This window comes from Nocardia sp. JCM 34519.1 (assembly GCF_020361265.1).
GTDB classification, from domain to species: domain Bacteria; phylum Actinomycetota; class Actinomycetes; order Mycobacteriales; family Mycobacteriaceae; genus Nocardia; species Nocardia arthritidis_A.
The window spans coordinates 136,299-154,641 of the sequence record NZ_JAIRBR010000018.1; the positions used below are offsets into that span (position 1 = coordinate 136,299).

20 protein-coding genes are annotated in these 18,343 nt (G+C 67.6%); 12 read left to right on the forward strand and 8 right to left on the reverse strand.

What is annotated here, in order from left to right:
* Positions 1 to 4 precede the first annotated feature (4 nt).
* A complete protein-coding gene (locus tag LGY53_RS33165) occupies positions 5 to 721 on the forward strand; it encodes a metal-dependent hydrolase (RefSeq protein WP_225730644.1) in 717 nt (238 codons plus the stop codon).
* Positions 722 to 1,029: 308 nt separating this feature from the next.
* Here LGY53_RS33165 and LGY53_RS33170 read toward each other — a convergent pair whose 3' ends face one another.
* Positions 1,030 to 2,181: an FAD-dependent oxidoreductase gene (locus LGY53_RS33170; RefSeq protein WP_225730645.1), complete on the reverse strand. Its 1,152-nt coding sequence runs from the start codon at positions 2,179 to 2,181 to the stop codon at positions 1,030 to 1,032.
* 90 nt (positions 2,182 to 2,271) lie between these two features.
* Between LGY53_RS33170 and LGY53_RS33175 the strand changes: the two genes are divergently transcribed.
* Together LGY53_RS33175 and LGY53_RS33180 are read left to right on the forward strand one after the other, a co-directional pair.
* Complete coding sequence (locus LGY53_RS33175) at positions 2,272 to 2,763, forward strand: RNA polymerase sigma factor (RefSeq protein WP_225730646.1); 492 nt, start codon at positions 2,272 to 2,274, stop codon at positions 2,761 to 2,763.
* Positions 2,760 to 3,221, forward strand: a complete 462-nt coding sequence (locus LGY53_RS33180; protein WP_225730647.1) for a hypothetical protein — start codon at positions 2,760 to 2,762, stop codon at positions 3,219 to 3,221. The genes LGY53_RS33175 and LGY53_RS33180 overlap by 4 nt, the downstream gene beginning before the upstream one ends.
* Position 3,222: 1 nt before the next feature.
* Here LGY53_RS33180 and LGY53_RS33185 read toward each other — a convergent pair whose 3' ends face one another.
* Entirely contained in the window at positions 3,223 to 3,675 is a 453-nt protein-coding gene (locus LGY53_RS33185; RefSeq protein WP_225730648.1) for a MarR family winged helix-turn-helix transcriptional regulator, read from the reverse strand.
* A 105-nt stretch (positions 3,676 to 3,780) separates the two neighbouring features.
* On the opposite strand from LGY53_RS33185, the gene LGY53_RS33190 reads away from it, so the two are divergent.
* Together LGY53_RS33190 and LGY53_RS33195 are read left to right on the forward strand one after the other, a co-directional pair.
* Positions 3,781 to 4,479, forward strand: coding sequence for an SDR family oxidoreductase (locus tag LGY53_RS33190; RefSeq protein WP_225730649.1), 699 nt, complete (start codon positions 3,781 to 3,783; stop codon positions 4,477 to 4,479).
* Between the two features lie 239 nt (positions 4,480 to 4,718).
* On the forward strand, positions 4,719 to 5,726 hold the full coding sequence (locus tag LGY53_RS33195; protein WP_305082720.1) for an SMP-30/gluconolactonase/LRE family protein: 1,008 nt from the start codon (positions 4,719 to 4,721) through the stop codon (positions 5,724 to 5,726).
* A 12-nt stretch (positions 5,727 to 5,738) separates the two neighbouring features.
* On the opposite strand, the gene LGY53_RS33200 is transcribed toward LGY53_RS33195, so the two are convergent.
* The gene (locus tag LGY53_RS33200) at positions 5,739 to 6,299 is read right to left on the reverse strand and encodes a TetR/AcrR family transcriptional regulator (RefSeq protein WP_225730650.1); all 561 of its coding nucleotides are present in this window, start codon (positions 6,297 to 6,299) and stop codon (positions 5,739 to 5,741) included.
* Between the two features lie 75 nt (positions 6,300 to 6,374).
* Here LGY53_RS33200 and LGY53_RS33205 point away from each other — a divergent pair, with 75 nt between their 5' ends.
* Both LGY53_RS33205 and LGY53_RS33210 read left to right on the forward strand, forming a co-directional pair.
* Positions 6,375 to 7,484 carry an FAD-dependent monooxygenase gene (locus tag LGY53_RS33205; protein ID WP_225730651.1) on the forward strand — a complete coding sequence of 370 codons (1,110 nt, stop codon included), beginning with the start codon at positions 6,375 to 6,377 and terminating at the stop codon, positions 7,482 to 7,484.
* A complete protein-coding gene (locus tag LGY53_RS33210) occupies positions 7,469 to 7,693 on the forward strand; it encodes a hypothetical protein (RefSeq protein WP_225730652.1) in 225 nt (74 codons plus the stop codon). Before LGY53_RS33205 ends, LGY53_RS33210 begins: the two co-directional genes overlap by 16 nt.
* Positions 7,694 to 7,911: 218 nt before the next feature.
* Here the strand turns inward: LGY53_RS33210 and LGY53_RS33215 are convergent, their stop codons facing one another.
* On the reverse strand, positions 7,912 to 9,000 hold the full coding sequence (locus LGY53_RS33215; protein ID WP_225730653.1) for a hypothetical protein: 1,089 nt from the start codon (positions 8,998 to 9,000) through the stop codon (positions 7,912 to 7,914).
* Positions 9,001 to 9,094: 94 nt separating this feature from the next.
* Between LGY53_RS33215 and LGY53_RS33220 the strand changes: the two genes are divergently transcribed.
* The 3 genes from LGY53_RS33220 to LGY53_RS33230 all read left to right on the forward strand — a co-directional run bounded on the left by LGY53_RS33220 (position 9,095) and on the right by LGY53_RS33230 (position 11,437).
* A complete protein-coding gene (locus tag LGY53_RS33220) occupies positions 9,095 to 9,901 on the forward strand; it encodes a HugZ family protein (protein WP_225730654.1) in 807 nt (268 codons plus the stop codon).
* A gap of 86 nt (positions 9,902 to 9,987) precedes the next feature.
* Positions 9,988 to 10,494: a VOC family protein gene (locus LGY53_RS33225; protein WP_225730655.1), complete on the forward strand. Its 507-nt coding sequence runs from the start codon at positions 9,988 to 9,990 to the stop codon at positions 10,492 to 10,494.
* 64 nt (positions 10,495 to 10,558) lie between these two features.
* Positions 10,559 to 11,437 (forward strand): TIGR03619 family F420-dependent LLM class oxidoreductase, encoded by an 879-nt coding sequence (locus LGY53_RS33230; protein WP_225730656.1) that lies wholly within the window; start codon positions 10,559 to 10,561, stop codon positions 11,435 to 11,437.
* 86 nt (positions 11,438 to 11,523) lie between these two features.
* Here the strand turns inward: LGY53_RS33230 and LGY53_RS33235 are convergent, their stop codons facing one another.
* Complete coding sequence (locus LGY53_RS33235) at positions 11,524 to 12,366, reverse strand: fructosamine kinase family protein (protein ID WP_225730657.1); 843 nt, start codon at positions 12,364 to 12,366, stop codon at positions 11,524 to 11,526.
* A 192-nt stretch (positions 12,367 to 12,558) separates the two neighbouring features.
* Positions 12,559 to 13,335, reverse strand: coding sequence for a helix-turn-helix domain-containing protein (locus LGY53_RS33240; RefSeq protein ID WP_225730658.1), 777 nt, complete (start codon positions 13,333 to 13,335; stop codon positions 12,559 to 12,561).
* 117 nt (positions 13,336 to 13,452) lie between these two features.
* Between LGY53_RS33240 and LGY53_RS33245 the strand changes: the two genes are divergently transcribed.
* Positions 13,453 to 14,256, forward strand: coding sequence for a thioesterase family protein (locus tag LGY53_RS33245; RefSeq protein WP_225730659.1), 804 nt, complete (start codon positions 13,453 to 13,455; stop codon positions 14,254 to 14,256).
* Between the two features lie 10 nt (positions 14,257 to 14,266).
* Here LGY53_RS33245 and LGY53_RS33250 read toward each other — a convergent pair whose 3' ends face one another.
* Both LGY53_RS33250 and LGY53_RS33255 read right to left on the reverse strand, forming a co-directional pair.
* Positions 14,267 to 14,776, reverse strand: a complete 510-nt coding sequence (locus LGY53_RS33250; protein ID WP_225730660.1) for a DUF664 domain-containing protein — start codon at positions 14,774 to 14,776, stop codon at positions 14,267 to 14,269.
* Between the two features lie 762 nt (positions 14,777 to 15,538).
* Positions 15,539 to 16,162, reverse strand: a complete 624-nt coding sequence (locus LGY53_RS33255; protein WP_225730661.1) for a YitT family protein — start codon at positions 16,160 to 16,162, stop codon at positions 15,539 to 15,541.
* Between the two features lie 293 nt (positions 16,163 to 16,455).
* On the opposite strand from LGY53_RS33255, the gene fadD11 reads away from it, so the two are divergent.
* Positions 16,456 to 18,276, forward strand: coding sequence for a fatty acid--CoA ligase FadD11 (gene fadD11, locus LGY53_RS33260; RefSeq protein ID WP_225730679.1), 1,821 nt, complete (start codon positions 16,456 to 16,458; stop codon positions 18,274 to 18,276).
* Positions 18,277 to 18,343: the final 67 nt, after the last annotated feature.

Here is an 18,343-nt window from a genome sequence, read left to right on the forward strand (position 1 = left end):
TCCGGTGCTAGGACATTCTCATGCGACCAGTGGCGCGTTGGCCTGGTCGGCGGCGGCCGTCGCGCTGCCGATCTCGGCGTTCACCTATCCGGTAATCGGCAGCGGCGCGGGCCATCTCGGCATCGTGGACCTGCTGCTCGGAACCTTTCTCACCGCGGGAGCCGCGCTGCTGCCCGACGCCGACCATCCGAACGGATCGATCGCCCATGTCCTGGGGCCGGTTTCGCATTTCCTCTGCAAGATCATCTCGAAAGTCAGTGGCGGGCACCGGCATGCGACACACTCCTTCGCCTTCGTCGGCCTGGTCGCCTACGGCACCTGGGCCGGTGAGCATTGGCTCGGCCGCAACTTCACCCTCGGACTCGTCTTCTTCCTGCTCGCCCTCGCCGTACGAGCACTCCACCTGTGCCCGCCCGGCAAGGGATTCCAGTCCTACAGCGTGGTGATCGTGCTCGCGGTGGTCGGCACCTTCGCCATGGACCACTGGATCAGCGACAAACCGGCCTGGCTCCCCTTCGCCGTCGGCCTCGGCGCCCTGGTACATCTCGCGGGCGACTGCCTCACCGACCGCGGCTGCCGCCTCTTCTGGCCGTTCGGGTGGCGCACCTGCATCCCGATCATCGAACGCACCGGCAACAGGCTCGAAACCTGGGTCCTCTCACCGCTGTTCACCGCGGGGACACTCGCGCTGCTGTGGTTCGCGGTGACGCGTCAGCCGTGAGATGCGGTGTGGCTCAACTGGACTCTTCTGTTGAGCCGCACCGCCCTCGCTCGTCTGAGCAGTCTTTATGTGGTGAGAAGTTTGCTCGACGTAAGGTTGGTGGAAGATGTAATTAGTAAATGCGCATATCCCGATTATCATATGTTGGACCGAGGAGGTAGTCGGCAATCGAGACTGTATCGACCGCCGGTGACAAACATCTGCCCCGGGCATAGCTGGTTTCGCAAGTACCTCTACTCCCCCATGAAGACGACGCCGATCCAGCACTGTCCGAGATCGGCGTCGCTCCCCCACTCGAGCGCTGAGAATCAGACTCGTACGCGAGCCTCTGCGGCCCTGGAAGTTTCACCGAGCTCTTGCAAGGCGCGTTGCGCGGCGCTGATCCCGACTTCGGTAAGCAATCCCGGAGCGGACGACTGGTCCGTGGCGACCGCCAGGGCATTGCCGCGTCCGACGGCCGGGCGGTCATGCCATGTCGTCCCCGGCAGATCGATGGCTCCGGTGCAGTCCGTACGAACAGCGCCGCGCTGCCACTCCACCGCGGCGCGCCAACCGGGCCAGGACAGATCGAGCAGTTCCGCTACCCGGCGTTCGGCATCGGTCTTTCCCTCGCCCGGGGCGCACGCGGCGGAGATCTGGACGAGCTCATGCCCGGGCGGAGCCAGCGTGGAATCGGCGAGGCTGTAGCGGGCGGCGTAGATCCGGTTGTCGACGTCCAATATGCGGAACCACTCCGGGCCGTTATCGACTCGCAAGCCGAGGTCGAACGTCGCCACGCGGGCGCTGGTCCAGGTCAACGACTTGTCACCGGTCAACTGGCGAGCCGTGGCGAGGCTGGTGGCCAGGATCGTCGGGCCCGCGAGCGGCGCGGGTACCCGTGTCTCGGTGTGTATGTGCGTGCCGAGTTCGGCAGCGCGTTCGGCGAGCAGATCGACCAGCGTGGACCATCCGCCGACCACGTACCGGGCGCCCCCGGCCATCGCCCGGCGCAGGCGCTCATGGGCGAACGCGGCCGAAAGCCGACCCGGATCGTGGTCGAAGGTGAAGATGAAGACCACTCCGATGATGGCCTCGGCCGTCGCGGCGTCGACGTGCCGCAGCAGCCATGTCCGCAACGATTCCGCTGTGGGCGCCGCATCGGGTAGTCCGGCGATGGCCCGGTTGAGCCCATCCGGCCACGGCGCGAGCAGGCCTGCGGACCGGACCAGGGTCTCGTACCGCGGCGCCGCCACGATGGGCGGAGTAAGCCCGCGGCGCTCCAGCCACGCCCACCACGGCCCGTCGACGTAGATCGCATGGGCGCCGAGGTTCGCCCGGTAGGGAGCCGCCAGCGTGCGCGCTCTGCCGCCCAGCTGGGAATGCGCCTCGGTGACGGTCACCCGCCAGCCGCGCTCGGCCGCTTCGATGGCGGCGGTGAGCCCGGTCAGGCCGGCGCCGACGATATGCAGGTCTGTGGTCACTGAACAACCTCTCTCTGTGATGTCCTCCTAGCTGAAAGTGGCGGGAAATCCGCGAAAGGTTCCGACTGACCTTCTTGTAATCTTCCTGGCGTGGACCCGGGGATCGTCGCGGCCGCCCAGCAAGGGGACGCGCTCGCATTGGACCGGCTGCTCGACGAGTTGGCCCCGTACGTCCACCGATTGTGTGCTCGGATCGCCCCGGCGACGGCCGACGACGCGATGCAGGAGTCGCTGCTGGCGATCTTCCAGGGACTGGCATCGCTGCGCGCCCCCGAGGCGATCATGACCTGGGTCCGGTCGGTCACGGTTCGGACGGCGATCCGGTTGGCGCACCGGCATGATCAAGAGGTCGCCGCGGACGAAACGCTCATCGGGCAGCATGCCGTCTCACTGGAAGGTCTGGTGGATATCGATGACGCGCTGGCGCGTCTGCCGGTCGCTCAGCGTGCCGTGCTGGTGCTGCGCACCCGAGAAGGCCTCAGCGAACAGGACATAGCCACCGCGTTGGGGATCCCGATAGGTACCGTCAAGTCCAGACTGCACCGGGCAAGGGCCGCGTTCCGGGAGGAGTGGGAATCGTGAACGATCCGGTGACACCTCGGGACATCGATCCGATCGATCGCTTGGCCATACTCGCGGCCGCCATGCCGGGCGCCGTCGTCGGGCAGCGTCGCATCACGGCGCCCTTCGAGGCGGTGTGGCAGGTGATCGCGGACCTCGAAAACGCGACCGCGCGCTACGAACCCGGTGTCGCCGACGTACGCGTCACCGAGCGGCGCGGCGAATTTCTGCGGCTGCTGGTGCGGGACACCGCGGGCCGCGAGGACGCGATGGAGGCCAGGCTCCGACCGGGTTGGTGCCTGATGCAATCCGACACCATCGTCATCGGCTTCGCCGCCCGCCCCGTCGGTGCCGAGACCCTGCTGGCGCATCTCGAGCACCGGCGCGGGCACACTCCGACGCCCGGGGAAAGCGATGCCGCCCTCGCGAAAATCGACCAGGAACTGCGCACCATCGAGCGGCTCGCCACCGACAGCTGACCTACCGGGCCTTGGTGATCACGGTGAGCAGCGCCCTCCTCAGCTGCTCGGCATCCGGATTCTCCAACGCGGCCAAGAACTTTCGTTCACAGCCGTCGATCACGTCGGCGCCGCGGTCCAGCATGTCGCGGCCCTCCTCGGTGAGGCCGACGGTGTTCTTGCGGCGATCATCGGGCTGGGGTTCGCGTTTCACCCAACCTCTCGCCTGTAGCTGATCGATCAGCGCGACCATGGTCGTCCGGTCGACGCCCAGCAGGTCGGCCACTTCCTTTTGGGAACGTCCCCGCTGCTGGTCCAGGCAGTTCAGGGCCGCCCACTGGTGCGGGCTGATGCCGATCGGCTCCAGCTCCCTCGTCGTCAGCTCGAGGTACCGCAGCTGCGCGTGTTTCAGCAGGTATCCCAGCCGGGGAAGTCCGTCGTCGCCGGGTGATCGCGGGTCGTCATGGGCGGGCACGTCACGAATCATATCTATTTATGATCGTCAGTATTTCTGACGATCAGCTAGCATGACGGATGCGGCGTTGCGTCGCACAGTTTCTCGTTCGCATCAGGGGTGTACATGTCCAAATCAATCGCAGTATTCGGCGCCGGACCCGGCCTCGGGCAAGCCGTCGCCCACCGGTACGCACAGGAGGGCTACGACGTCGTGCTCGTCGCCCGGCGCAGACAACCGCTCGAATCGTTCGCCGAAAGCCTCACCGGTGCGACCACGCACATCATCACCGCCGACCTCGCCGACACCGACGCCGTACCCGACTTGGCCGCGCGGATTCGCGAGATGGTCGGCGACCTCGATGTGCTCTACTACGGCGCCGCGGCCAACGGGTTCATTCCGGTACTCGACCTGACGCCCCAGCGCGTGCGGGACCTCATGCCGCTGGGTATCTATTCGCTCCTCGCGCTGGTGCGAGAGTTCTTGCCGCACATGATCGAACGGCGCTCCGGCGCGATCCTCAGCGCGCAGGGAGCCAGCGCGACTCAGGGCTTTCCGCACGTCTCCGGCGGGCTCGCGATCGCCGCACAGCGCAACTACCTCCAGGCCCTCCATGCCGAGGTGGCCGATAAGGGGGTCTACGTCGGCGGACTCTACATCGGTGCGGCCATCAAGAACACGCCGTTCCACGCCTCGATGGAGGCGGCGAAGGCCGCCGGTGAACCTGTGCCGCAGATTCCCATCGTCGATCCGGAACAGCTCGCCGATCTCCTCTGGACTATGCACGAGACCAAGGGCGAGGCCGAAGCCAGATACCCCGCGTAGGCGAATCCGCCTGCGCACGAGACCAATTTGCGACTCACGCGATCCCCGGCCCGATCAGGGGCTCAGATTCGTCTGAGCCTCTCCTCTCCTGGCTAGGTTCCTGAATGGTCGAAATCGTGAGGTTATCTGGGGTTAGTGAGGGAAACATAGATAGATGCGCATATCTACGTTTCAAGATGTTTTAGCAGTGGGACGATCATTCCCCGAGAATCCCGCTTGCCGGGTCGTTAATCTGAGGCATGGGTACCTCACCGGTCATGCGGCCGAAGCGCTGGGCACCTCCCCCGGCTCCGGATCGCGCACGTCGAACCCGCAGTGCCCCACCGCTTCCCGAGCCGCGCCGCATCGAACTTCCCGGCACGGGTCCCGAGGATGTGGCGCTCACCCCGGACGGACGGGTGATCGCCGGTCTGGCCGACGGGTCGGTGCTGCGAATAGATCCGTCGGACGGCACCGTCACCACCATCGCCGATACCGGCGGCCGCCCGCTCGGATTGCATGCGGACCCCGACGGTTCCGTCCTGATCTGCGATGCCGCCTGCGGCCTGCTGGAGCTGCACACCGATGGATCCATCGAGGTGCTGGTCGACGAGATCGACGGCGCCCCACTCCCCTTCGTCAGCAACGTCGTTCGCGACACCGACGGCACCGTTTACTTCTCCGCCTCGACCACCCGCTACAGCCTCGCCGACTACCCGGGTGATCTGCTCGAGCATTCCGAAACGGGCCGCCTGTTCCGCCGCGATCCGTCCGGAAAGGTGCAGACCCTCCTCGACGGGTTGAAGTTCGCGAACGGCGTGGTCCTCTCCCCCGACCGGTCCTGTGTGGTGGTCGCCGAAACCGCGGGCTATCGGCTGTCCCGCTATTGGCTCACCGGACCGAAGGCGGGCACCCGGGATTTCCTCATCGAGAACCTTCCCGGATTTCCCGACAATCTCGGTCTCGGCAGCGACGGTCTGATCTGGATCACCCTGCCGACGGCGCGAAACCCGTTGCTGGACCGGCTCCTTCCGCTGCCGGGCATCCTGCGGCGGGTGGTTTGGGCGCTGCCGGAATGGGTGCAGCCGAAACCGACCCGCACGGTATGGGTGCTCGCGGTCGATTTCGACGGCAATGTCGTGCACGACCTCCAAACCGACGGCGCGAACTACTCATTCGTCACCGGCGTCGCGGAACGGGACGGCACGCTGTATCTCGGCAGCCTCACCGAGCACGCGATCGCCGTCAGCCGGGTACCAGGGGCCTGATTCGGAAATCCACTACTCCAGGAATCCGCGCAGGACCGCGTGCGCGATAGTCGTCGTGTCGAGCGCGGGGACGTCGAGGGCGACGCGGTCGAACGCGATACCGGTCAGCAGCGACACGATCGCGTCGACCTGGTCGTCGGTGGCGTGTGGGTAGGCGGCGCGAATCTGCTGGGCGCGGGTGCGCACGGTGACCGCGCGCAGCTCCCGCATGAGGTGTGCGAGTTCTGGGTCGCGCGCCGCTTCCACGGAGAGTTCGAAGCGGGCCAGATAGCGATTGCGGGCCGGTCCGTTGCCGGCGTCGATGGCCTCGGCCAGTAGGTCGGCCACCTGGCGTGAGGTAGCGGAAGTGCTTGCCGGGCGCTGCTTTTCGGCCTCGTTCTGTTGATCGAGGATACGCCGCGCGATGGCCGCGTACAGCGCGGTGCGGGTCTTGAAGAAGTTCGAGGTGGTACCCACCGGGACACCGGCGGCCGCGTCGACAGCGCGATGCGTCACGCCGGCGAGTCCGACGTCGTCGATCATCCGCAGTGCGGTGTCGGCCAGCAGTTCTCGTCGATCGGTCTTTCTCGGCATACCCTTGACCTTACTACATCGTAGTACTACTTTATTGTACTACATCGTAGTAATACACGTTCGAGGTTGGTTCTCATGGCACAAGGCAAGATTCACGACGTCGATGTTCTCGTGGTGGGCGCGGGCCCGACCGGCCTGACCCTGGCCGTCGAACTCGCCCGGCGCGGCGTGACCCATTTGGTGATCGATAGCAACGCGGCTCCTGCCGTCGGCTCGCGCGGTAAAGGATTGCAACCCCGCAGCCTGGAAGTGCTCGACGACCTCGGTGTAGTCGACGAGATGCTGGCGCACGGCACCACCGGGCTTCCGCTGCGCATGCACCAGGGCCCGGAACTCACCGTCGAGCTGGCCACCGCCGGTTCCGGTCCGCGCCCGGGCATCCCCTACCCCGACCTGGTGCTGTTGCCGGAATGGCGGGTGGAACAGATTCTCCGCGACCGGCTTTCCGGCCTCGATGGCGAAGTAGTCTTCGGCGCCACGCTGACCTCGTTCGAGCAGGATGACGCGGGCGTCACCGCGACGCTGGACAACGGCGATACTGTGCGGGCCCGCTATCTGGTCGGCTGCGACGGTGGGCACAGCACCGTCCGGCGCCGACTCGGTGCCACCATGGCCGGACGTACGCACGACGACCAGTACTTCCTCGTCGGCGACGTGCGAGTGGCCGGCCTCACCGATGATGCCGCCTATGCCTGGTTCACCGAAGACGGTGGCTACCTTGCTGTTTCACCACTGCCGCAGGCCGACGGCGCCTGGCAGTTCCAAGCGAACGTGGTGCCGGGTCTCGATGGATCGGTACCCGAGCCGACGTCGGAGATCTTCCGTGAGCTGTTCACGGCCCGCTCCGGACGCACGGATGTCGTTCTCGCCGAGGCGAGTTGGTTGTCGCGCTATCGCTTCAACGCGCGCATGGTCGAACACTACCGGCACGGACGGGTCTTCCTCGCCGGTGACGCCGCGCATGTGCATTCCCCCGCGGGCGGGCAAGGCATGAACACCGGCATCCAGGATGCCTACAACCTCGGTTGGAAGCTCGCCGCCGTGCTCGACGGCGCACCGCCGACGGCACGGCGATCCGGCTTTTCGACCTCATCCGCGGAACCCATTGGAGCGTCTTGGGATTCGGGCCTGAGACCCGCGAGGCGCTGCGGCGGTTCGAGGCCACGCAGGTGCGCGCCCACCTGATCGTGGATTCCACGGCGACAGCGAACGGATTCGCATCGGTGCTGGTCGGCACGCAGGCGCGGCACCTGTTCCGGGCGCGCCCCGGAACCCTGGTCCTCATCCGTCCCGATGGCTATCTGGCCGCCCGCACCAGCGATGCCGACGTTCTCGTCGACTACCTCGTGGGCGTGCTGCCGCAGGGTGCAGGTCGAACCCCGACATTGGTTTGATCCGGAGTCGGTTCGGGTCATCGGCCCGCCTCCTGAATGCCGTTCGGTACGGCGACTCCGACAGATTCCGGGGCCGATATCTCCGGAAAGCCACCGGCTTCGGCCGCTCACCGGCACCTGGCGATAGCGGCATGATCGGCTGTGCCGCAGGCGTGTTCGAGCGCGCACCCGGATCGCGGCCCTGACCGGCCACGACCCGGGCCTCCGGCGGGAAGGTGTCAGAACAGGCGCGCGCGGTGGGTGTCGGCCTCGACGCGGACGTCGGCGATGAACTGCTCCTCCGCGTCGTCGTCCTCGCCGTGTGCGATGTAGAGGAGCAGGCAGCCGCGGATGCCGTCGAGGAGGTCTTCCAGCAGGTCGAGGGCGGGGCGTACCGGGTCGAGCCTGCTGATCCGGAATTCGGCGAGCGCGGCCTCGCGGGCGGCGGCGTCGTAGTCGTATTTGCGTGCCTGCTCCTCGATTTCGGCGACGCGCGCGACGACGCTCCACGGTGCGGGCACATGTCCTTCGGCGACGGCCATGGCTTCGGCGATCAGGTCGACGACGACCTCGGTGGGGGTTTCGCCGGAGGTGAGTCGCTCCAGCACCATGGTCGGGGTCTCCACCTGGAGGGCCTCGATGTCGTCGGCCTCGGCGATCACGTCGGGTGTCGGCAGGCCCGCGAGTTCGGCGGCGGCCTCGGCCGCGGCGTAGAGCCAGTGGGCGGCGGCGACGGAGGCGGAGGCCGGATCGAGTTCGGTGAACAGTTCGATGGTGCCGAGCGGATCGGCGCGCAGCAGGTCGTCGGCGGCCTGTACCTGGGCCGGGGATACGTCGGGGCGGGACAGTTCGACGGCTTGGCGGGCGCGGCCGGACAGGTCGCCGAGTTCGGCGGATTCGATGGCGGCCTGTTCGTGGCGGACCTCTTCGAGGATGGTGGCGCGCAGGTCGGCGTCGTCGATGGCGTGCAGGACGCGGCCGACGCGGTGCGCGGATTCGATGACGCCGCTGTAGGAGACGACGAGTCCGTGTTCGGTGGGCAGGTTGGGGTTGCGCAGGCCCGCCTCGACCTCTTTGAAGTTGCGGCGTTCTTCGGCGCGGCGCCAGGCTTCGCTGTTGGGCACGTCGGGGTCGCCCGCCGCGCTGGCCGGGTGGGTGTATGTGCGCCACTGGAAGCGGGACAGCGTGGTGAGGTTCGACGCCAGATCCGTTGCGTGCTCGGCGTTCAGCGGCGGCAGCGCCGCGACGATTTCGGCGAGGTCGCCGCGGCCTGTCGCCCAGGTGGCGACGAGTGCGTTGCGGTCGGTGTCGAAGGCGTATCGGGTCACCGGGCAAGTCTGGCGGATCCGCGCCGGATCCGCTCGGGCAATTGGGGTGTTTCTGTTTCCGGGTGCGGCGTTTCGGCGTGGCACGCTGGAGGATATGACACTCGATCATGGTGACCCCGGTGACGCCCCTTCGGTGCCGCCGCCGACCGCGCGGCTGGATAATCCGGCTCGTCCCTCGGCGGCGGAGGAGGCCAGAACCGTTGCGGCGGCGACGAATACGGCGACGTTGGCGAGTTTGAGCGCGGATGGCGGGCCGTGGGCGTCGTTCGTGATGTATGGCTTGTTGGACGGGCAGCCGGTGCTGTGTGTGTCCCGGTTGGCCGAGCACGGGCGGAATCTGGCGGCCGATCCGCGTGCCAGTGTCGCGATCGTCGCACCGGATCCGCCGTTGGATCCGTTGGCGGGTACCAGGATCACGCTGGCGGGTGTGGCGGAGCGGCCGACAGGCGCGGAGGCGGATGCGGCGCGGGAGGCGCATCTGGCCGCGGTGCCCGCGGCGGAGCACTATATCGATTACAGCGATTTCTCGCTGTGGGTGTTGCGGGTGCGGCGGATCCGGTGGGTCGGCGGGTACGGGCGGATGGATTCGGCGACGGCCGAGGAGTATGCGGCGGCGGAGCCGGATCCGGTGGTTCCGCTGGCGGGCCGGGCCATCTCGCATTTGAACGACGATCACGCCGATGCGCTGGTGGCGATGGCGCGGCGGCTCGGCGGATATCCGGATGCGACGGCGGCGGCGTGTGAGCGTGCGGACCGGTACGGGTTGGATCTGCGGGTGAGTACGCCGCGCGGGGTGGCGCGGACCCGGGTGGGTTTTCGGGCTCCGATCGACGATATCGACGAGTTGCGTGCCGCGACGGTCGAATTGGCGCGGCGGGCGAAGGGGCGTCAGGGTTCGTAGAATCCGGATATCCTGCACCGTGGAAACGAATGATCCGGTGGTGCATCGCGTTTCCGGGTACGACGAGCGCGAGGTGAGTGCGGCCGATGATCATCGCCGAGGGGCCGATCTTCCAACTGTGCTGGGTGGTGGCGGATCTCGCCGCCGCGCGGCGCGAGTTCAGCGAGCGGTACGGCGTCGCGGAGTGGTTCGCGATACCCGACGTGCGTTTCGGTCCGGAGTCGGGTGAATTGCGTGGTGCGCCCGCCGATTACACGATTTCGGTGGCGCTCGGGTATGCCGGTGGTCAGCAGTTGGAGCTCATCGAGCCCGGGTCGGGTGCGAGCCTGTATCGGGAGCAGCTGGATCGGTCCGGTCCGGGATTGCATCATATCGCCTGGGTGCCCGCAGATTTCGATGCGGCGCTGGTCGCCGCGCGGCGAGCCGGGCGTGAGCTGGTCGCGCGCGGGTCGTTCGGCGGAATCGGTATGGAGTTCGCCTATTTCGATGGCGGTCCGCTCGGTTCGTATGTGGAGCTGATGCGGTTGTCGCCGCGGATGCGGGCGATATTCGACCGGTTGATTCCGGAGGGGTACACGAATCCATGGGTGTAGGAACGGATCTGCCGCGGTTGCTCGGTTCGGTGCGGCGGGCCGCACAGACGAAAGGCGAATGATCATGCGCTTCACCTACGCGGAGACGATGACCGATCCGTCCTACTATGTTCCGCTGGCCAGGGCGGCCGAGGCGGCGGGGTACACGAGTATGGCGGTGGCCGACAGCATCGCGTATCCGCGCGATTCCGACGCCACGTACCCGTACACCCCGGATGGTGGCCGAGAGTTCTTGGAGGACAAGCCTTTCGTGGAGGCGTTCGTGTTGAGTGCGGCCATGGCGGCCGCGACCACGACGCTGCGGTTCACGCCGTTCGTGTTGAAGCTGCCGATCCGGCCGCCGGTGTTGGTGGCCAAGCAGGCCGCGTCGGTGGCGGCGTTGAGCGGTAATCGTTTCGGGCTCGGTGTCGGGATAAGCCCGTGGCCGGACGATTTCGAGATCATGGGCGTACCGTTCGACGGGCGCGGTGCGCGGATGGACGAATGCATCGATATCGTGCGTGGGCTCACCGCGGGTGGTTATTTCGAATTCCACGGGCGGTTCTACGATATTCCGCCGATCAAGATCAGTCCGGTGCCGTCTGAGCCGCTGCCGATCCTGGTCGGCGGGCACAGTGGGCCCGCGCTGCGGCGGGCCGCCCGGCGCGGCGACGGCTGGATGCACGCGGGCGGCGATCCGGCCGAACTCGACCGGCTACTGGTCGAACTCACTGCGCTGCGCGCCGAATACGGCACCCGCAAGGATTTCGAGGTGCATGTCATCTCGTTGGACGGATTCAGCGTCGACGGTGTGAAACGCCTGGAGGACAAGGGTGTCACCGATGTCATCGTCGGTTTCCGCAACCCGTACACCACCGAACCGGACACCCAATCCCTCGATGCCAAGATCGCCCATCTGGAGCGGTTCGCCGAAAGTGTGATCGCCCGTTGCTGGGCGCCGTGAACCGGCCTGGGCGGACAATATCAGCCGTAAATAGGCGGAAATCTTGCGAACAGGCTCGAAATTGTCCGTTCAGGCCGGTCGGTGCGCTAAACGGCGAGCGCGGCTTCGGCGGCGGCGATCGTCTGGCGGCGGTAGCCGGGACCGAACAGGACGACGTGCACCAGGAGGTGGTGCAGTTGATGCAGCGGGACGCGGGTTCGCCAACCGTCGGCGAGCGGGTGGATCTCGTTGTACGCGGCTAGGATTCGGTCGAGGTGGGGTGCGCCGAAGAGGGCGAGCATGGCGAGGTCGGTTTCGCGGTGGCCGCCGTGTGCGGCCGGATCGATGAGCACGACGCGGTCCGGAGTCCAGCGCAGGTTGCCGGACCACAGGTCACCGTGGATGCGGGCGGGCGGTTCGGGTGGGCCAGCGAGCGTATCGATTCGGTCGATTACGCGTTCCAGTAGCGCGATGCCGTCGGTGCCGAGGTGGGTCGCGGCGCGCGGAAGATACGGTGCGAGACGGTATTCGGCATACCAGCGGCCCCACGGACCCGCGCTCGGCGTGTTGTCGAGGGGCAGTTCGGCGATCCAGCCGGGCCACGGCGCGCCGTAGGAATCGGGCGAATTCGCGTGCAGCGCGGCGAGTTCCCGACCGAACCGGGTAGCGGTGGCGGGCGTCGGCGCGACCTCGGGCAACCACGGCAGCACCAGCATCGAGGCATCGACGCCGAGCACCTCCGGCACGAGTTCCGCCGAACCCTCCGCCAGCCAGCGCAGCCCGGCCGCCTCGGCCGCGAACACCCCGGCGTCATCCGATGCCTTCACGAACACCATTCGGCCATCCGATAATTCGGCTCGAAGCAGGGTCCAGGCGTGGCTCGCGCCGAGCCCGGTCAGCGTCCGCACCGGCACGCCGAGCAATTCCGCGATATGGGTCGCGTGGTCCATCGCACCTCCACATTCCAGAGCCATCTACCGGAATCGTCCGACCGTCGGCCGGTTCGGCCCGATGCAAATGCCTAGCTTCGTCGTCTCCTGATCCGGCTCTGTGACTAGACCGATCCGGCCGCCGGGTTCATCGCATCCGCGTTGCCCGGTGGCGAAGCGGCGCGAATTACCTTATCGGCCGGGTGTTTCCGGTCACCGTAGTTCGGTCAGGTACCGCTGCGTCTGTTGGTCGGCGGGGAAGAACGATTCGATCGCCAGTTCGGCGACCGTCACGTTCATGGGCGTGCCGAAAACCGTTGTCGCGCTGATGAACGACAGTTCGCGACCGTCGTGGCGCACCCGCATCGGCACCACCGCCTGATCCGGTTCGGGCAGCTCTGGATCGGATTCCCCGCCGGGATAGGACAGCATTTCGTCGCGGAGTTCGGCGAGTCCGGGTGTGCCGGTCACCTCGATCTGACGGTTCAGCCGGGCGAGCAGGTGGCCGCGCCATTCGGGCAGGTTGATAATCGACGGCGCCATGCCGTCGGGGTGCAGGCTCAGCCGCATCGCGTTCACCGGCGCGGTGAGCAGCTTCGAATCGATGCCGGTCAGCAGCAGCGCGACGCCCTTGTTGGCGTCGATCATGTTCCAGCACTGGTCGATCGCGAGCGCGGGATACGGCTCGTGCCCGGCCAGTATCTGACGCAGCGCGCCGCGCACCGCGTCCATCGCGGGCGTGTCCAGGGAGGGTTCGGCGTAGGCGGGTGCGTAGCCCGCGGCCAGCAGTAACCGGTTGCGTTCGCGCAGCGGGATGTCCAGGTGCTCGCAGAGATGCACGAGCATGGCCCGGCTGGGTGTCGAGCGGCCGGTTTCGATGAAGCTGAGATGGCGGGCCGAGGTCTCGGCGCGCCCGGCCAATTCCAGTTGGCTGAGCCTGCGTTCGAGGCGCCAATGCCGCAGCAGGTCACCGGCTGTCTGGGTACTCATCGTGCCGATCCTAGGAAGATCGGTGCGGCGTAGCCATTACCTGTCGGGTAATGGTCGTCGCCGAAATGCCGGATCGGGCGCATCGGAGGATGATCATTACCGACGCGAAAGGAGTCGATGTTGACCACCACCGCCCACTACGCCTACGACACCGATACCGCGAGTACCAGGGTCGCCGAACACGAGTACGCACTCGATCTATCCGACCGGTGGCATACTCCCGCGGGCATCGCGAACGGCGGTTACCTGCTCGCGAGCACCTTGCGGGCGCTGCAGCAGGATATGGCGCAACCGGATCTGCTCGTCGCGTCCGCGCACTACCTGCGCCCGGGCACGGCGGGCCCCGCCCGTGTCCGCACCGAAGCGGTCCGGGCCGGGCGCCGCACGGCGACCGGGCAGGCGAGCCTGTTTCGCGACGAACGCGAAATCCTGCGTGTGCTGGCCACTTTCACCGACCTGTCCACCGCCGCCGGGCCGACATCGATCACCGGGCGGGCGCCCGACCTGCCCGCACCCGAGGAGTGCACGGACCTGCTCGTCGCGGGCCTCGAAATGCCGCCCATCGCCCGGCGCGTGCGGACCCGGATGCCGCGGGTGCCCGGATTCCTGCGCGGCGAACCCGGCGGCACCAGCGCCAACGAATTCTGGCTCCGGTTCGCCGACGGTCGTGACGCCGACCCGATCGCGCTGGCGATGCTGGTCGATTCGACGCTGCCGGCGGTATTCGACCTCGGCACCGTACCCGCCTCGGCCACCGTCGAACTCACCGTGCACATCCGCAACCGTCCGGCGCCCGGCTGGCTGGCCTGCCGGGTGGCCACCCGCTACCTGATCGACGGATTCCACGAGGAGGATTTCGAGATCTGGGACAGCACGGGCACTTTGGTGGCGCAGTCGCGGCAGTTGTCGCTGATCCCCTGATCCGCGCGGCTCAGCCGATGCGGCCGAGCACGCCGCGCAGGTATGCCGCCTGGCCGGCGTGCTGCAGATCGTCGGAGATGACGCTGACCAGCCGCACCGCGAGCGTCACCGGCGGATCCCAGCGGGTGTCGACGATGCGGGGCAGGTCGGCGTCGGTCAGGCCGCGCACGTAGCGCAGGGTCCGCTCGTGCACCGCGTCGTAGTAGCCGGTGAGCAGTTCGGCCGAAACCCGCACCGCGGCAACGTCGTCGGCGGAATCGCCGTAACCGGTGGCGCGCTTGTCGAACGGCAGGGCGAACCGGTCGTACCAACCGTTGGCGGTCCACACCTGCTCCGCGCCCGCCACCTCGGACACGTGATCGTCTTGCACCCGGGTGAGATGCCAGATGAGCCAGGCGATCGTATTCGCGCCCGGATCCACCCGGTAGGTCAGCTCCGCCTCGGACAGTCCGTCGACGGCGGCGTGCACCTCTTCCCTGATCCGTTCGAAGGCGTCGGTCAGCACCTCGGCACTGGTCATGATGGTCTGCTCCCTTCGACCTCGCGGACATTGCACCGACGACGGTAGTCCGATGCGAAAGCCGCCAGAGCGCAGGGGCTCTCGCCGAACCGGCGCGACTCCCGTGCGTGACACCCACCCAAGTGGCGCTGCCGAGCGGACCCCGCCCCCAACCCGCCGGACCGAGCCCCTAGGAGACGCACTCATCAAAAGGGGACGGAACCGGACGACAGCCCGCACCGAGCCGAGCCCTGGGGCAACGCACTCGCCGAATTGGCGCTGCCGAGCGGAGCCCATCCTCAACCCGCCCGACCGAGCTCCTAGGCGAGGCACTTACCAAAAGGAGGCGGAGCCCGACGACGGCCCGAGCCGGGCCGAGTTCCTGGGCGAGGCACTCGGCCAGTGGGCGCCGCCGGGTGGAACCAGTCCCCAGCCCGTACCGGGCCCAGCTCCTGTGCGGGCATTCGCCTAAATGGGGCTGCCAGGCGCAGCCCGACGACAGCCCGCGGCGGGCCGAGCAACTGCGCGAGGCGCTAGCCTAAAGCGCGCTGCCAGCCGTAGCTCGCCCTCAGCCCGCGCCGAGGCGAAGCACTCGCCGAAACAGCCCGCACCGAGCCGAGCCTCTGGGCGAAGCACTCGCGGAATTGGCGCTACCGCGCGGAATCCGTCTGCAGCCCGCACCGGGCCCAGCTCCTGCGCAGACATTCGCCAAACTGGCGCTGCCGGGCGGAGCCCGTCCCTCAGCCCGCGCTGGGCCGAGATCCTGGGCGAGGCACTCGCTCATCAGGCGGTGGCGGCCGCGGGTTTCGCCGGACGCCGGTTGGGGAAGCCGGGCAGCCAGCGGCTCACCAGCGGGATGAACAGCTGGATCAGCGGGCCGATCCCGAACACGTACACCAGGGTGCCGATGCCGATGCCGCCGCCGAGCAGCCAGCCGGTGACCAGTACCGTCACCTCGATTCCGGTCCGGACCACGCGCACCGACCAGCCGGTGCGCCGCACCAGGCCGGTCATCAGTCCATCGCGCGGACCCGGGCCCATTCCGGCGCCGATGTAGAGGACGGTCGCGAGGGCGTTCAGCAGGACCGCGGCGGCCATCGCGCCGATCCGCACCGGCAGCCCCTGCCACTGCGGCAGCAGCGCCAGACCCTCGTCGACGGCCAGCGCGATCACCACCACATTGCTCACCGTGCCCAGACCGGGCTTCTGCCGCAACGGAATCCAGGCCAGCAGCACCAGCGCCCCGGTGGCCGCGGTCACCGTGCCGAAGCTGACCGGCACGTGCCGGCTCAGACCTTGGTGGAGCACGCCCCACGAACTCAGGCCGAGCCCGGCCCGAACCATCACGGCCATCGAGAACCCGTACAACCACAAGCCGATATAAAGCGCCAGCAGACGACGAACCATGCGGCCAGCATTCCGATAACTGGACGGCAGATACAGAGCCAATCGGTGATGACTGGCCCGATAACCGGACTGCAAGCCCAATCACCACGGCCGCAAATACTTCCGCTCACGCGAAATCCCGTGCCGGATCACCGTTGAAAACCCATGCGGCGCAGGCTATTCGCCGACAGGAGCAGCCGAAAGTCTGCTGTGGTACCGAACGCGGCCGGGCGCGAAATTATGCGAATTGTCCACTCACGGCCCGGTTCCCCACTTACCGTCACAGTAAAAGAGCACGGCCGTACCGAACGAGGCTGACGATGACCGAACCGAATACCCTCTGTGCCGCCTTCCAGCGCGTCGCCGCGATCGATCCCGGCGCGGTCGCCGTCCGATCCATCGGCGGCACAACGACATTGACCTGGCACGACTACGCCGACGAGGTGCGTGCGGTGGCGGCGGGTCTCGCGGGCCTCGGTATCGGCCGGGGCGATACGGTCGCGCTGATGATGGCCAACCGCGTCGAGTTCTATCCGCTGGAGGTCGGCGCCCAGCACGTCGGCGCGACCTCGTTCTCGGTGTACAACACGCTGGCCCCCGAGCAACTGGCCTACGTCTTCGCCAACGCGGACAACAGGGTCGTGTTCTGTGAGGAACAGTATGTCGAGCGCATCCGCGGCTGCGGCGCGCCCATCGAAACCATCGTCTGCATCGACGGCGCCCCGCCGGGCACCATCGGTGTCGACGACCTGAAGGCCTTGGCCCCCAACGATTTCGACTTCGATGCGAGCTGGCGGGCGGTGCGTCCCGAGGATATCGCCACGCTCGTCTACACCTCCGGCACCACCGGTAACCCCAAGGGCGTCGAGGTGACCCACGCCAACCTGCTCGCCGAGGCGGAAGCCTTCACCGCGGTGCTGCCGGTGGCCTTCGGCGACCGCCAGACCTCCTACCTGCCGACCGCACATATGGCCGACCGGCTCACGGCCCTGTACCTGCACGAAATCTATGGCAGCCAGCTCACCGTGGTGCCCGATCGCGCGCTGCTGCCCGCCGCGCTCGTCGACACCAGGCCGACCATTTGGGGCGCGGTGCCGCGGGTCTGGGAGAAGTTCAAGGCGGCCATCGAATTCTCGGTCGCCAGCGAATCCGATCCGGCCACCCGGGCCGCGCTCGAATGGGCGCTCGGCGTCGCGGCACGCAAGGCCGAGGCGAAACTGCGCGAGGCGCCCGTCGACGCCGAGCTGGCCGCCGAATGGGACAGGGCCGATCGCCTGGTGCTCTCCGGTATTCGCGCGAAACTCGGCCTGGATCAACTGAAATGGGCGCTTTCGGGCGCGGCGCCCATCCCGGCGCAGACGCTGGCCTTCTTCTACGGCCTCGGTATCTCGATCTCCGAGGTCTGGGGCATGTCCGAACTCAGCTGCGTGGCCAGCGTCAGCCCGCCGCACGAGATCCGGCTCGGCTCGGTCGGGCGGATGCTGCCCGGTATGCAGGCCAAGGTCGCCGAGGACGGTGAATTCCTGGTCCGCGGCCCGCTGGTGATGCGGGGTTATCGCAAGGATCCCGAGCGCACCGCCGAGGCCGTCGACGCCGACGGCTGGCTGCACACCGGCGATATCCTCGACGTGGACAGTGACGGCTACCTGCGGGTGGTCGATCGGATGAAGGAACTCATCATCAACTCCGCGGGCAAGAATATGTCGCCCGCCAATATCGAGAACGCGATGAAGGCCGCGACGCCGCTCATCGGCGCGATCGCCGCCATCGGCGACAACCGCCCCTACAACACCGCGCTGGTGGTGCTCGACGCCGACTCCGCCGAACCCTATGCGGCACAACATGGTTTGGCCGATGCCTCGCCCGCCGCGCTGGCCGCCGACCCGGGCGTGCTCGCCGAGATCGCGCGCGGTATCGCCGAGGGGAACGCGACGCTGTCGCGGGTGGAACAGATCAAGCGGTTCACCGTGCTGCCCACCTTCTGGGAGCCCGGCGGTGACGAGGTGACGCTCACGATGAAGTTGCGGCGCAAGCCGATTGCCGCCAAGTACGCGACGGAGATCGATCGCCTCTACGCCGATGATCCGGCGGATTCGGTGCGCGAACCGGCGGCGGGCGCACCGGCCGCGAGCTGACTCCGACATTCCGGCTTGCCACCGGTTCGCCGCGCTGATAGAACGATCCCGGCTCGGGGATCGCCTC

Excerpts from the sequence above, each read along its gene's own strand:
- LGY53_RS33245 (WP_225730659.1), top strand. The coding sequence starts at position 13,453 with ATGTTGACCACCACCGCCCACTACGCCTACGACACCGATACCGCGAGT.
- LGY53_RS33250 (WP_225730660.1), bottom strand. The coding sequence starts at position 14,776 with ATGACCAGTGCCGAGGTGCTGACCGACGCCTTCGAACGGATCAGGGAA.
- LGY53_RS33200 (WP_225730650.1), bottom strand. The coding sequence starts at position 6,299 with ATGCCGAGAAAGACCGATCGACGAGAACTGCTGGCCGACACCGCACTG.
- LGY53_RS33225 (WP_225730655.1), top strand. The coding sequence starts at position 9,988 with ATGATCATCGCCGAGGGGCCGATCTTCCAACTGTGCTGGGTGGTGGCG.
- LGY53_RS33205 (WP_225730651.1), top strand. The coding sequence starts at position 6,375 with ATGGCACAAGGCAAGATTCACGACGTCGATGTTCTCGTGGTGGGCGCG.
- LGY53_RS33255 (WP_225730661.1), bottom strand. The coding sequence starts at position 16,162 with ATGGTTCGTCGTCTGCTGGCGCTTTATATCGGCTTGTGGTTGTACGGG.
- LGY53_RS33235 (WP_225730657.1), bottom strand. The coding sequence starts at position 12,366 with ATGGACCACGCGACCCATATCGCGGAATTGCTCGGCGTGCCGGTGCGG.
- LGY53_RS33220 (WP_225730654.1), top strand. The coding sequence starts at position 9,095 with ATGACACTCGATCATGGTGACCCCGGTGACGCCCCTTCGGTGCCGCCG.
- LGY53_RS33240 (WP_225730658.1), bottom strand. The coding sequence starts at position 13,335 with ATGAGTACCCAGACAGCCGGTGACCTGCTGCGGCATTGGCGCCTCGAA.
- LGY53_RS33230 (WP_225730656.1), top strand. The coding sequence starts at position 10,559 with ATGCGCTTCACCTACGCGGAGACGATGACCGATCCGTCCTACTATGTT.
- LGY53_RS33190 (WP_225730649.1), top strand. The coding sequence starts at position 3,781 with ATGTCCAAATCAATCGCAGTATTCGGCGCCGGACCCGGCCTCGGGCAA.
- LGY53_RS33195 (WP_305082720.1), top strand. The coding sequence starts at position 4,719 with ATGGGTACCTCACCGGTCATGCGGCCGAAGCGCTGGGCACCTCCCCCG.